Origin of the sequence: Ferrovibrio sp., from assembly GCF_964218355.1 — a bacterium.
Lineage (GTDB): Bacteria > Pseudomonadota > Alphaproteobacteria > Ferrovibrionales > Ferrovibrionaceae > Ferrovibrio.
In genome coordinates this window covers 480357-493911 of the sequence record NZ_CAXPMC010000016.1, presented here as the reverse complement: position 1 = coordinate 493911, position 13555 = coordinate 480357, and the positions used below count along the sequence as shown (strand labels likewise).

The 13555-nt window shown below is 63.3% G+C and carries 7 protein-coding genes and 1 pseudogene; 4 read left to right on the top strand and 4 right to left on the bottom strand.

Features of this window, described 5'->3' with window-relative positions:
• Both ACEQZY_RS11575 and ACEQZY_RS11570 read right to left on the bottom strand, forming a co-directional pair.
• A pseudogene (locus ACEQZY_RS11575) lies at nt 1-187 on the bottom strand (hypothetical protein); the annotation flags it as partial.
• 15 nt (nt 188-202) lie between these two features.
• On the bottom strand, nt 203-4645 hold the full coding sequence (locus ACEQZY_RS11570) for a hypothetical protein (protein WP_370154428.1): 4443 nt from the start codon (nt 4643-4645) through the stop codon (nt 203-205).
• A gap of 228 nt (nt 4646-4873) precedes the next feature.
• On the opposite strand from ACEQZY_RS11570, the gene ACEQZY_RS11565 reads away from it, so the two are divergent.
• A complete protein-coding gene (locus ACEQZY_RS11565; RefSeq protein ID WP_341703636.1) occupies nt 4874-6742 on the top strand; it encodes a winged helix-turn-helix domain-containing protein in 1869 nt (622 codons plus the stop codon).
• Nucleotides 6743-6846: 104 nt separating this feature from the next.
• Here the strand turns inward: ACEQZY_RS11565 and ACEQZY_RS11560 are convergent, their stop codons facing one another.
• Complete coding sequence (locus ACEQZY_RS11560; protein WP_341703637.1) at nt 6847-7590, bottom strand: trypsin-like serine protease; 744 nt, start codon at nt 7588-7590, stop codon at nt 6847-6849.
• A 506-nt stretch (nt 7591-8096) separates the two neighbouring features.
• On the opposite strand from ACEQZY_RS11560, the gene groES reads away from it, so the two are divergent.
• From groES to ACEQZY_RS11545, 3 genes are all read left to right on the top strand, one after another.
• On the top strand, nt 8097-8414 hold the full coding sequence (gene groES, locus ACEQZY_RS11555; RefSeq protein ID WP_341704054.1) for a co-chaperone GroES: 318 nt from the start codon (nt 8097-8099) through the stop codon (nt 8412-8414).
• Between the two features lie 47 nt (nt 8415-8461).
• The gene (groL, locus tag ACEQZY_RS11550; protein WP_341704055.1) at nt 8462-10111 is read left to right on the top strand and encodes a chaperonin GroEL; all 1650 of its coding nucleotides are present in this window, start codon (nt 8462-8464) and stop codon (nt 10109-10111) included.
• Nucleotides 10112-10286: 175 nt separating this feature from the next.
• Nucleotides 10287-10889: a hypothetical protein gene (locus ACEQZY_RS11545; RefSeq protein WP_370154425.1), complete on the top strand. Its 603-nt coding sequence runs from the start codon at nt 10287-10289 to the stop codon at nt 10887-10889.
• Nucleotides 10890-10946: 57 nt separating this feature from the next.
• Here the strand turns inward: ACEQZY_RS11545 and ACEQZY_RS11540 are convergent, their stop codons facing one another.
• Nucleotides 10947-13310, bottom strand: a complete 2364-nt coding sequence (locus tag ACEQZY_RS11540; RefSeq protein ID WP_370154424.1) for an amino acid permease — start codon at nt 13308-13310, stop codon at nt 10947-10949.
• Nucleotides 13311-13555 lie beyond the last annotated feature (245 nt).

The window sequence follows — 13555 nt, the reverse complement described above, 5'->3', positions numbered from 1 at the left end:
GGATGCTGGAAAACAGCAGGGTGGAATCGTCCTGGGCCAGCGGGATGAACAGGTCGGCCTCGCCGAGATTGCGCTTCGTCCCCGCCTTGCCCTCGACATCGATATGCGGCGCCCATTTGGGGGCTGCGCCGATGCCGCGCCGGGCAGCAGCAGTGCCAGCAATGCCAGCGCAGTGATTCTCACGCACAACCCCCGCCTATTGTTATACCCGAGTCCGCACTTTCGCGATCCCAAGCTCGAGCTTGATCAGCTTGATCGCCTCAATATCCTTCAGAATGCTCTCCTGCGATCGCAGGTCCTTGCCCACGATCACCATCGTCAGGTCGCCGAAAGCCGACGGATAGTATTCCTCGTAGTCGATGGCCTCGCCATCGAATAACTGCGTATGCGCCTGACCGAATTCCTCATCCGGCATGATCAGCGATTTCTCGTTCGTTCCGTCATAGGAGAACCCCCAGGAGATCGCTTCTCCTTTCCCGGCCTGGAAATAGTAGCAGTCGGTATCATGGTCGACACCCCGGATCACAGATATTCCAGAATGCCAGACCTCGATCTCGAAGGACAGATTGTTGTCGGCCGGTTCAATCCTGAATTCCGTGATATCAAAGCCGACGATTCTGGCATGCGCCTCAGTGAACATCACGGCCCCCAGTTCAGGCAGAGTAAAGGTCACCTTGCCGTCCCTGAGCAGCGTACTGAAAAAGGCGGGATGATCTTTGGGCGTCAGTGTGACGCCCCGGGGCACCCGCACAGTCTTGCCCCGTTCCTTCACCAGAACTTCCGCCATCTTCTTCAGATGATCTTTGACAACCAGATCCTCCACCCGCTCGATATCTTCCGGCTCCAGCTCCACCGGTTCGTCGGTCTTGAGGTTGTCGAGCTTTCGCTTGCAATCCACCAGGCGCCCGATCCAGTCGTCCAGGCTGAGGAATTTCGGCGGAACAGGTGTGAGGTATTCGTATTCGTAAGCCTTGGCGAAATTATACTGATACCAGCGAAGACGGTCTTCGGCGCGCTGCCTCATGCCCTGAATATACTGCAGCGCTCCGGCATCAAGGGCGTCGTCCAGCATCTGGGTCTGGTCACTCAGTCCGATCAGTTCGGAGAAGTTCTTGGAGATCTGCGCCGATGCATCGGCAATCGCCTTGCTGCATGCATTCAGGGTCTGTATTGCGACGGCCTTGCGCTGGTTGGCTTTCTTCAGCTCGGCCGTCAGGCCGAGATACTCGCTGCGCAGTGCGCTGCCCATGATCAGTTCGTTGATGATGCGGTCGACTTTGGCTTCATCGTAGGGAGCGCTCAGCTTGGTGATGACCTCGCCGATGCCTGAAATTCCGGCGCCAACCTTTTGCAGGGAATTGACCAGCTGGCGGCCGGCCTTTTCCCGGCGTTCGAGATCTGCTTCGTATGTTTTCAGGTTCTTCGAAAACTGCCCCTTGCGCGTTTGCAGCGCCTCGACCCGTTCGAGAAGCTCGCGTCGACGGCGCGCCTCTTCGTCCTTGTCGTCTTCTTCCTGCTCTTCAATGGTCGCCAGCAGTTTGTCCCGCGCCTCGTCAAGCCGGATGCTCTCGACCGCCCGCAGCCGCTCTATAACCGTCTCCTGCATCCGCAGGAGTGCTTCCTGCTCTTCTTTCTTCCTTGCGGCAGCAATCTTTGCCTCGATCTGCTTCAGCTGGCTGCTGAGGCGCTGTTGCTCTGCCGCCCGCTCCGGACTCGCGACCCATTCCTGGTCGACCTGGTCCTGATAACCGGAAATGCTGGATTCAAGGGTATCGATGGAATTTTCGGCTTCGGCAATTTTCTTCCTGATCTTCTGTCCGGATCTGTCGATAATCTCATCCTGGCTGTCGATGGCGAAGTTCTCCACCGTCTTGCCAAGGGCGTCGAGTCCCTTGCTGACCTGCTGCAGGGGATCTTCTTCGGTCCAGTCGAAATCGCCGGCGACGTCGAGGGTTTTGCCCGCAAGACCCAGATAGGGCTGACCGACAGGGATTGCCTCCAGCAGGTTGCCGCTGATCTTGCAGAATGCGCTGTATATCCGCTGCTCCATGATTTTCTGCCCCGCCGACTGCTCGACGCTTCTTTGCAGGTAGCGGATCTTTTCGGCGATCGTATCAACCTCTTTCGAGACGGCGGCAAGCTCGGTGCGGGCTTTTCCGAGCCGTTCGTAGGCTGCCGGCAGACCACCGGAAGTAAGCTTTATCTCCTTCCGCACCGCAGTACTTATCTGCATCAGGGCGTCCCGTCGTTCTGCCTGCTTGCTCCACTGGCTCTCGATTGTGGATGTGAAATAGAGCAGGGATGAAGCATATTCGCGTTCGCCCCGCCACAGCTGGTAGCAGGTGTTGAGGTTCAGCCGCGGCAGCCAGCCGGCCGGATGCCCGTAGTAATCCAGGTTGGAGGCCATGTTCGACAGCATGGTGCTGATCTCGGCAGCAAATGCGGCCACCGTGGCCGGCAGCGCGCGCCCCGCCCGTTGCTCGCGGATGAAGATTGCCTGATAGGGCTCCAGCAGGCGGCGCGCCTGCTCCCGTTGTTCATTGCGGAAAGTGGCGCGTGCGCAGGCCACCACTGCCGCCAGGGCGAGCGGCTGGTCCGGATGCATCCAGGCCAGCGGGCCGTCATCCCGTTCCTTCACCTCTCCCGGCAGCCCGTCTTCGGATGTCCAGCCTTCGGCATCCGCGCCGGCGCGGGCGCTGACTGGGATCAGCCTGGCGAGGGGCGCGGTAGTGGACGGAATCGCGCTCCGGTACACGATTTTCATGGTCAGCCAGTAAGCCGGCAGCGGCTGGCCCGCCTTGCCGCCGATGGCTTTCCCTATGGTTTTCCCCTTGCCCGGCCTGACGTCGCATTTTCCGGCCAGCGAGACGCGTCCAGTATGCGACGTCACGACGCCACCGTTGCCGCCGCGGCCGGGCCGGCCCGGCCGGTAGGCGTCGGCACCATTCCCCGGCCGGTCCTGCACCATATACGGATAGGCTTCGACCGGCTTGGTCGGGACCACATCGTCACCAAGATCGCGAAGCCGTGCATCGTTTTCCAGCGTGCTCACGAAATCGGTTCCGACGTAGCTCGAGAATGTGCCGTTCGGCAGGAAGCCGCGGCTGCAATTGGCGACCGCGATCCGGTCGTCCTGCGCGATCAGCTTGACAAAGACCACCTGTCCCTTGCGGAGCGCATCGCTTGTCTGCGGGTCGTCGCTCAGCTTCGCCCTTTCGGGCGCATCCGCCTCTCCGGGCCAGCGCCAGTTGGCGGGATTGCTGTCCGTGAAATGGTCGGTCATGAACTTCTTGATGTTGTCGGCCGTTATCGGCAGGCAGTCAGGCTGGCCGACCTTCTGGGGGTAGTCCTTGGCAAATTCGCCTGAGGCCGGCGGCCGATAGGCTTCGGCATGTCCTTCCTCGGCCTGCTGCCCGTCGGTGCCGTTGCAGATGAAGCGAACCGCCGGCCGGTCCTCGATGATTGTCCTGACATACAGATGAATATCGCCGGCTTTTTCACCATGCAGGCCATCGGCGGCCTTGCGGGCCTTCTCGCCCTTTCTGAGGGCGGGATAGTCGTATCCGCCGATCACCTCCCGCTGTTTCGCTCTGGCCGGCGCCAGATGTGGCTGGGGGCTGGTATCGATGCTGCCACTCCGCTCGAAGACCAGTTCGCGCGCGTAGATCGTCACATCGCTGCGCGGAAACCGCAGCGGCGAACGGATGACAACCCGGTCCGCGAAGATTTCGACCGCCCTGGTGGCAAGCCGGCCCGGGCCCTGCAGGCTCATCAGGCCATATTTGTCTTCACCGCGATCCCAGATCAGGTCGGCGCCAGAGATGCGAATCCGCTCGGGGGTGACGTCTTTCCGTGTGTTGAACTGCTTTTCAAGCCCGCATTTATGCGTTGATTTCTTGATATACTGGATCGATTCCGGCGGCTCGGCTTCCTTCGGCCCGTCCACCAGTCTGAGCGCGCCGAATTCAGGCCTGCTGCCGAAGGACTGCTGCTGCTGCCTGTGTCTTGCCTCGCGATAGTCGTCGGTGATCTCGACCAGTCTGAGCGTGCGGACGTTGCCAAGCGGCGCAAGAATCTTTGCACGTTCGACCATCGGAATGGTGGTGGGCACCAGGGCGTCAAATTCCTTAGCCTCGCGGATGTAATCGTCCGGCGTGGTCGGTCCGCGATGAATATGGGCGGCGACCAGTTCTCCCGAAACCAGTGCCCGGGCAACCACCGTCTGCCGGTCAGGCAGAGGATGTTCTGTCTGCTCTCCCGGCTCAAGGGTGGAAAAGCGGGCCTCGCGGCCCTTTGTCTCCACGCAGTAGAGATCGACTGTGTAATCGGTGCGGTTGATGAACCGTGCCGGCGATACCGGATAGAACCGGTCGAGCGCTAGGTCGTTCATGCCGAATGTCCAGGAGACTTCGGCGGCGGCCGCGAATTGCTGCGATCTGAACCGGATTGCGGATTCGGGATCGAGCACGGTCCAGGTCTCGCCGGCCGCCGGCGTCAGCTGCTGCTGCTCGTGGGGTTTCAGGATGGCCACTCGCTGGCCGTTCCGCCACACAATCAGTGATAGAGGGAGTTGATTGTTGATCCGCAGTGAAATTGTCACAGGCTTCTCCCCTTTCTTGCAGGCCATCCCCGCGATCCAGGCCATTGGCATAGCAACGTATGTTGAGCGGCCGGCCGGCTTCTCTGCTGCCACCCCGTTTCCCCGAGAATGCCAGCAAGCCTCCGCGCATAGCGCATAACTCCTTGTGCCGGCGATCCAAACCTCCCAACATGACTGAGCTCTGCGTAACAAATATCCGCTGCCCGGCGCGTGCAGCCGGATATCAAAAAAAAATCAAACCTGGTCGGATTCTGAATTCGGGGAGCAAGAGCGATGCCGGTGTATCGCTTCGGGCCTTTCCTGCTCGAACCGTCAGAGCGGCGTCTGTCCCGGTCAGGCACAGTGATCGCGCTGACCGGCAAGACGATCGATGTCCTGCTGCTGCTGGTCGAAGCCGGTGGCCGCCTAGTCGACCGTGCGACCTTCCAGGATCGGCTCTGGCCCGATACCGTGGTCGAGGAGCGCAACCTGACCGTTCATATCTCGACATTGCGCCGAATCCTGAATGACGGGGACGATGCGGATTACATCGAGACCGTGCCTAGGGCAGGCTACCGTCTGACTGTGCCGGTGGAACCGGTGGAAGCGGCGGAGATGATGGAAACGGCGGCAGCGGCCGGGACGACCGAGACTGCCGCCGCGCCGGAACCGCGGCGCAGATGGCCTCGCCTTCGCGGCAGACTTGCTCTGGCCGCCCTGCTGCTCTGCAACTTTGCCGGCCTTGCCTGGTACGGCTACGCATCGCGGTCCGGGGCGGGTACGGCGCCCCTCTCGCTGGCGGTGCTGCCGCTGGTGACCCCGGATCTGGACGAAGGCGATCGCTATCTCGGTCTCGGTATTGCCGATGCGGTCATCACCCAGCTGGGCGGCTTGCCGCAACTCAACGTGCGGCCCACCAGCGCCGTGCGCGATCTCGCCGGTGCCGATCCGGTCGAGGTCGGTCGCCGCCTGCAGGTGGGCACGGTCCTGGATGGCATGATCTGGCGACAGAATGACAGGCTGCTGGTCTCGGTACAGCTGGTGGACGTGGAAAACGGCGCTATCCGATGGGGTGCGCGCTTCGAACAGCCCTTGTCGGATGCCTTCGTCCTGCAGGGGCTGGTTGCGGAACGGGTGGCCGTTGCCCTGCTGCCGCGCCTGGCGACGCCGGCGGTGGTCCGGAGCGACCGCCCGCCCGCCAGCGAGGCCTATCTGCTGCAGATGCAGGCGCGCGTGCAGCTGGGCCATGTCGAGCGCGACCCGGCCCTGCGTGCGGTGGAACTGTTCCGGCAGGCGATCGCCCTCGATCCCGGTTACGGACGCGCCTATTCCGGCCTGGCCGCCGCCTATATGCAGCTGACCGCCACCGAAATGACCCGTGTGCTTTCGGCCGAGGATGGCGTGGTCCGGGCGCAGGCCGCCGCCGAGCAGGCCCTGAAACTGGAACCCGGTCTCGGCGAGGCCCGTGCCATTCTGGCAACGCTGAAATTCACCTACGACTGGGACTGGAATGCCGCCGGCGAAGAATATCGCCTGGCGCTGGCTGTCAGTCCGAATTCTCCCGAAGTTGCAGAATCTTACGGCTGGTATCTCGCCGCCTGCGGCCGGTTTGACGAGGCCCTGGCCTGGCTTCGCCATGCCCATGACCTTGATCCGGTGCGGCGCCAGACCCAGGAATATATCGGCTTCACGCAGTGGATGGCTGGCGATCCGCAAGCCGGTCTCGAAGCGCTGCGCCAGGCCAGCGAGATCGATCCCAGGGCCCACCGCCCCCATCTTCGCCGCATGTTCATCCTTGATGACCTGCAGCAGCACGACGCCGCAATGGCGGCGCGGGTGAAATGGCTGACCCTGTTTGACGGCCAGTCGCTGGCCGACCGCCTGCTGGCGGTGCAGCACGACCAGGGGTATCGCGCCGCCATGGTGGAATGGATCCGGTTTCTCGACCGCTTCGACCAGCCCTTCGAAACCGCCCTCCAATGGATGGCGCTGGACGAACACGGGCAGGCCCTGGCCGCGCTGGAACGCTGCGTGATGCTGAAATGCACGCCGGCCCCGTTCCTGGCCGTACTGCCATCATTCCGGCCATTGCACGGCGATCCACGCTTCCGGACCCTGCTGGGGCGCCTCAACATGGAACCCCGATGTGACGCCCCGATGTGACGCCCCGATGTGAGGGACCGATGTGAGGCCCGATGGGATGCCCGGGCCGCGTGCGGGCAGCAAGACCGCCGCGGATATTTCAGGGACGGCCCGGCCGCACGGGATCAGCTGTGGCGATCAATAAACGGCTTGATGAAGCCATTGTAGAGCTCTGCCGAAATCGGCGCCCCGACGCCACGAGTTAACGTTCTTCTGCCGTCGCCGTCGAGCTTGTCCTTTGTCAGCCCACCCACGATCCCGATGACGTCTAGAGGATCGCTGCCGTCGTCGGAAAATATGGCGCCGCCGCTCATGCCGTTGACGGTGGATGCCGATGCATAAAACAGCCCGTAATAGGGATCCGGGGAACCAGTTCTGGTTCTCTTGGCTGACTGGGCATGTAACTGATCGTGGGAGCGATATACGTCGTCCACATCGCGATTGTTGATCGTCACCGGGTATCCCGCAACCGTGCAATCGGGGCCATTAAGTCCATCAACTATTCCGCGATTGGTAACCGGCCAGTTGAATTTGAGCTTCAGTCCCGCCGGATGCGCAGTCGGATATTTCTTCGGAAGCTTGACGATGCCGATATCGTAGATCGCGGTGATGGATTGGGAATTGAGTTTGGGGTGAACGGCCCAGGGTTTGTTCTCCTGGATAAAATCGTCAATCACAAGGTGCGAAGTCTTCCCGCGGAACCTGAAGGCGATTTGATGGATTCTCCTTCTGTCGTTTTCCAGAAGCATATGCCCGGCGGTCAGGACGAAGCGTGCCCCGCCAGGACTCTTGATAAGGACCGCCGATCCCTTGGGCTGTTCATGAGGGCCGACATACGTGACCTCCATGCGCGCGATCGACTTGTACATCTCACTTCTTGACGCTTGCTCCAATCTCGGCATCCCTGTCTCTCCCCGTCTCGCTGCAGTTCCCGTCTCGTCACGGTCTCGCCATATCTGCATTTGCGTATAGCGGTGGCCGCCCCTTGCCGCATGCAGGGTCGGGTCAATAAAAGATCAAAATCCAATCGTGGGGCGATCCTGCGGCGGTCCTTGACACCGGCATCGTCCTTCTGGCGATCAGCGGCCCGGGACGGTCGAGGCAGAAGACGGCGGTGCGCGCGACCTGCTGAGCGGCCCCCTCGACAGTTGTCCCCGGACGGGAGAGCTGCCCGGCTGGTTCCCTGCCTGTCATGAAAAATTCTGGCGAAAATCGGGCAAGGCCTCCTTGACGGGGCCGGCGGGGCTGCTTAAGTGTCTGGCGCTCTCCTCTGTGGAGTGCTAACAATCCGGCGATTTCCGGCGCAAGTTGTTGATTTCGTTGGATTGCCAGAATTTCCTGTTCACTCTATGCGACAGATATAATGGAGGATCGCATGAAGTTTCGTCCGCTGCATGACCGCGTGGTGGTGAAGCGCCTGGCCGAGGAAGAGCGTACGGCCGGCGGCATCATCATCCCGGACAGCGCCAAGGAAAAGCCGATGCAGGGCGAGATCGTCGCCGTCGGCGCCGGCGCCCGCGATGAAAACGGCAAGGTGCAGCCGCTCGACGTCAAGGTCGGCGACCGCGTCCTGTTCGGCAAGTGGTCGGGCACCGAGGTGAAGCTCGATGGCCAGGAGCTCCTGATCATGAAGGAGTCCGACATCATGGGCATCATCGAAGGCACCCCGGCCAAGAAGGCCAAGGCTGCCTGATCGGCCGCCGCCTGATATCCGTCTGAAAATTCCAAGGAGAAACAGCAATGGCTGCTAAAGACGTCAAGTTCGGCGCCGATGCGCGCGGCAAGATGCTGCGTGGCGTCGACATCCTCGCCGATGCCGTCAAGGTCACCCTCGGCCCGAAGGGCCGCAACGTCGTGCTCGACAAGTCGTTCGGCGCGCCGCGGATCACCAAGGACGGCGTGACCGTCGCCAAGGAGATCGAGCTTTCCGACAAGTTCGAGAACATGGGCGCCCAGATGGTGCGTGAGGTCGCGTCCAAGGCGAACGACCAGGCCGGCGACGGCACCACCACCGCCACCGTGCTGGCCCAGGCCATCGTGCGCGAGGGCGCCAAGGCGGTTGCCGCCGGCATGAACCCGATGGACCTGAAGCGCGGCATCGACCTCGCCGTCGAGAAGGTGGTCGAGGACGTCAGGGCCCGCGCCAAGAAGATCGCCGGTGCCAAGGAAATCGCCCAGGTCGGCACCATCTCGGCCAATGGCGACAGCGAAATCGGCGCCATGATCGCCAAGGCGATGGAAAAGGTCGGCAACGAGGGTGTGATCACCGTCGAGGAAGCCAAGAGCCTCGAGACCGAGCTGGATGTCGTCGAAGGCATGCAGTTCGACCGCGGCTACCTGTCGCCGTACTTCATCACCAACGCGGAGAAGATGCTCTGCGAGATGGAGAACCCCTACATCCTGCTGCATGAGAAGAAGCTGTCGGGCCTGCAGGCCATGCTGCCGGTGCTGGAAGCCGTCGTGCAGACCGGCCGTCCGCTGCTGATCATCGCGGAAGACGTGGAAGGCGAGGCGCTGGCCACCCTGGTGGTCAACAAGCTGCGCGGCGGCCTGAAGGTTGCCGCCGTCAAGGCGCCGGGCTTCGGCGACCGCCGCAAGGCCATGCTGGAAGACATCGCGATCCTGACCGGCGGTCAGCTGATCTCGGAAGACCTCGGCATCAAGCTCGAGTCGGTCACCCTGCAGATGCTGGGCACCGCCAAGAAGGTGACGATCGACAAGGAGAATTCCACGATCGTCGGCGGCGCCGGCAAGAAGAAGGACATCGAGGCGCGTTGCGGCCAGATCAAGGCGCAGATCGAGGAGACCTCCTCGGACTACGACCGCGAGAAGCTGCAGGAGCGCCTGGCCAAGCTGGCCGGCGGCGTGGCCGTCATCAAGGTCGGCGGCGCCACCGAGATCGAGGTGAAGGAGCGCAAGGATCGCGTTGACGATGCCCTGCACGCCACCCGCGCCGCAGTCGAGGAAGGCATCGTGCCGGGCGGCGGTACCGCCCTGCTCTATGCCGTGCGTTCGATCGACAAGGTCAAGGTCGAGAACAGCGACCAGAAGCATGGCGTGGAGATCATCCGCCGCGCCCTGCAGGCTCCGGTCCGTCAGATCGCCGAAAACGCCGGCGTCGACGGCGCCGTGGTTGCCGGCAAGCTGCTCGAGTCGAAGGACACCAGCTGGGGCTTCAACGCCCAGACCGAAGAATACACCGACCTGGTGAAGGCCGGCGTCATCGATCCGGCCAAGGTTGTCCGCGTTGCCCTGCAGGGCGCCGCTTCGGTGGCCGGCCTGCTGATCACCACCGAGGCCATGGTTGCCGACAAGCCGGAGCCGAAGGCCCCGGCCGGCGCCCCGGGCGGCATGGGCGGCATGGGCGGCATGGGCGGCATGGACTTCTAAGTCCGACGCCCGTCAGTCCCGCACTGAACGAGAAGGCCCGGCGGAAACGCCGGGCCTTTTTTTGTTGTGGGGATATATACTTATATAGGGGTGGTACTTTGCATATATACAGTTGAATAATGCTTAACATAATTATATATACTGGACTAGGTCGATTTAATGATGGAGCCGGCCGATGCTAAATCGAGTTCCCAATGAAGCTCTGGTTGCCGCTGGGTTGGATTTGATGCAGCAGGCCGGTCAGCCGCTGACAAGAGCCCCCACAAAAGGCCGGGCGATGATCTATCATTTGCCTGACAAGAGAACCGTGCGCGTTCGCACTTGCAACGATCACTTGCTTGTTGTCTTGGCTGACAAAGATGAAGCAGGGGCGAAGTTGAATGTCGAGGGCACAGACCTTGTCTTGATCGTGATGCCGGAGACGCCACGTACGCCAGGGGCCGTTGTTGCTTACTTGGTACCGGCGAAAGTGGTAGCCGAGGCAGCAAGGGAGACACACAAAAACTGGCTTGCTGCAGGTGCCAACACAAAGGGAAATAACAGAACGTGGAATCTCTGGTTTGATGAGAATGGGCCCGAGAAAGCTAATGGCTTCGCACGCAGATGGAGTAAGTACCGTCTTGGCGGTTCTAGCCATACGGAACTGTCCCCATCTCCCATAGTCAATAAGCCTAGTGGAGAGAAGCTTGGCGATGTGATTGCTTCTGCTAGGCAACGTATTGCGGCAGTTGCCGGTGTGCCTATAGAGGCAGTTCGGATTAGCGTAGACCTGACATGAAAAGGTCCGGTCGCAAGACCGGGCCTTTTTCGTTGTTGCCTTATTGTCTTGCCGGCGTCAGTCGCCGTGTTTATCCGGCGCAGCGGCGCCGTCCGCATTCCCGGGCGTCTCCGCCGCCTCCGCTTCCTCTTCTGCCTCTTCTTCCCCGGCTTCCTCGACCTCGTCGGGATCGGCGTCGAGATCGACATCCTGGCCGGCCAGGGCCATCACCACGATCGGCAGGGCATCGAGAATCCCGTCCACCTCGCCGCCGATGCTGTAGAAGCGTCCCTTCCGGAAACTGAAGGGCAGGAACACCAGGCTGCTGCCGCCCGAGGTGGCGGTCAGGGTGGCGGCATCGGCTTCCGGCACCACCACGATCTCGGCATCGATGCGGATCTCGGCCAGCATCTCCTGCAGGGTCGCGGCGGTTTCCTCCGCCGTGTCGTCCTGGCGCGGCACCGCCAGCAGGCGGACGGCACTGCCGGCCCAGTCGTCGCTGCGGGTGATCAGGTAGGCCAGCAGCAGCATCAGCTCGCCGGTCTGGTTCGGCCGCCACCAGACATCGATCACCCGCTGCTCTGCCGGCAGGTCCGACAGGCCTTCCCATTCCCGGGCATCGGCATCCAGCAGCAGCAGGTTGCAGCCGAGCCGGAAGGCGGTGCGCAGGTTCTGGCTGAACCGCTGCAGCCCCAACGGCGTCAGCCGCATGCCGGATTCCGGATCGAGCCAGTTGGCGATCACCGTGTTCACCCGCAGGGGTCCGGTGCCGCTGGCCTGGATCACGGTGGCGATGGCCTGGTCGAGATCGGCGGCCGAGACCACCAGCGGAAAGGCGGTGGCCTTGCTGTCCTTCAGTTCGGCGGTCAGTTCCTCCAGCGCCTCGGCGCGGCGGTCCAGCATGTCGCGGCCGTATCCCTGCAGCACGCGCACCACCGTGGTCAGGCCGCTGCCGCCCTCGACCCAGCTGGCAAAGCGCAGCACCCGCGCGCGCCGCCGCGCCGTGTTGGAAAAGACCAGCAGCTGCGGCCGCCAGTCGCGGGCATGCTCGGCCATGCGGGCCGCGGCCAGCAGGTGGTCGCGGGCGGCGCGCAGGTGATGCGAGCGCCGGCTGTCGGCCCAGCCGGCTTCCACCTCCTGCAGGCGCAGATACTGGTAGATGCCGAACACGATGGCGCCGGCGACCAGGCCGGCGGTGATGTCGATGGCCAGCATGGCGCCCAGGCAGAACAGCGCGCCGGCCAGGCTGGCATGCTTGTGGAAGAAGCGGAAGCCGGGCCGGAAGCTGGGGCTCTGCGCGCGCGCCTCGTAATAGGTGGCGTAGTTCAGCAGGCCGTAGGACAGCAGGAAGAACATCGACACCAGGCCGGCGATCAGGTTCAGGTCGCCCAGCACCACCACCAGCGCCGCCACCGCCAGGGTCAGCAGCACGCCGCGGCGCGGGTTGTTGCCGCTGCCATGGCCGGCGGCGAAGGGCCGCAGCAGCGGAAAGATCTGGTCGGCGGCCAGCGACTGCAGGATGCGCGGCGCGCCGAGGAAGGAGGCCAGCGCCGACGACAGCGTGGCGGCGATCACCCCGGCATCGATCAGCGGGCCGAAGGCAGCGAGCTGGCGCATGGCGCCGTAATCGCCGGCCAGCACGGCATTGGGCAGGGCGCCGGCAAACAGCAGCGCGCAGCCGAAATAGACCACGATCGACAGCGCCACCGCCGACAGCACGCCGGCGGGAATGCTGCGGCCCGGGCTTTTCAGGTCGCCCGACATGCTGACGCCCTGGGTGAAGCCGGTCACCGCCGGGAAGAAGATGGCAAAGGCCGCCCAGAAGGGCAGGCCGCCTTCCGGCCGTGCCCAGTTGTCGACCAGCAGGCTGCGGTCCCAGCTGCCGAAGGCGCCGATGGCGAAGGCGGCGATCGCCAGGATGATGGCGGCCATCACGACATACTGGAACTTGGTGGCCCAGTCGGCGCCCAGCCAGGCCAGCACGAACAGCGCGGCCACCGCGCCGCCGGCCAGCAGGCGCACCGTCAGGCCGCTGTCGCTGCCCAGCATGGCGGCGACGGCCTCGGCAAAGCCGATGCAGTAGAAGCCGACCGAGATGGCCTGGGCGAAGAACAGCACCAGGCCGATGGCGCCGCCGAAGCCGAGACCCAGCGTGCGCGAAATCAGGTAATAGTCGCCGCCGCCCTTGACCCGCAGGTTGGTGGCAATGGCGGCAAGCGACAGCGAGGTCAGCACCGAGACGAGGTTGGCGGCGGCGATCACCAGCAGGGCCTCGGCAAGGCCGGCGGCGCCGACGACGAAGCCAAGCCGCAGGAACAGGATGATGCCGAGGATGGTGAGGATGCTGGGGGTGAAGACGCCGGCAAAGGTGCCGAGCCCGGCTGGTGTCGGGGTGGCTTCGGCAGGGGCCGGCTGGGCAGGCGCCGGCTGGGCGGTGGTCATGATGCTTCCGTCTGACTGGCGGGCCGGATCGGCAGGGTGCTGCCAGAGACTAACCCGGTCCGCGACCTCTGGCCACAGGGGCAGCGCGGTGACAATCCGCAGCATATCCGGATATTAACACGACGGCAGCTCGCACCCCCTGTTACCTTTCTCTGCATCCGGCCCCAGTCACCCAGGTTGCCCGACGTGTCGCACGATCCCCTTTTCCGCTCCGGGCCCGCTGCCGGCACGGATACCCGCCCGGT

Bases quoted from the DNA above. Each gene is read 5' to 3' on its own strand.
- groL (WP_341704055.1), top strand. From the start codon at position 8,462: ATGGCTGCTAAAGACGTCAAGTTCGGCGCCGATGCGCGCGGCAAGATG.
- ACEQZY_RS11560 (WP_341703637.1), bottom strand. From the start codon at position 7,590: ATGTACAAGTCGATCGCGCGCATGGAGGTCACGTATGTCGGCCCTCAT.
- groES (WP_341704054.1), top strand. From the start codon at position 8,097: ATGAAGTTTCGTCCGCTGCATGACCGCGTGGTGGTGAAGCGCCTGGCC.
- ACEQZY_RS11570 (WP_370154428.1), bottom strand. From the start codon at position 4,645: ATGGCCTGGATCGCGGGGATGGCCTGCAAGAAAGGGGAGAAGCCTGTG.
- ACEQZY_RS11540 (WP_370154424.1), bottom strand. From the start codon at position 13,310: ATGACCACCGCCCAGCCGGCGCCTGCCCAGCCGGCCCCTGCCGAAGCC.
- ACEQZY_RS11565 (WP_341703636.1), top strand. From the start codon at position 4,874: ATGCCGGTGTATCGCTTCGGGCCTTTCCTGCTCGAACCGTCAGAGCGG.
- ACEQZY_RS11545 (WP_370154425.1), top strand. From the start codon at position 10,287: ATGCTAAATCGAGTTCCCAATGAAGCTCTGGTTGCCGCTGGGTTGGAT.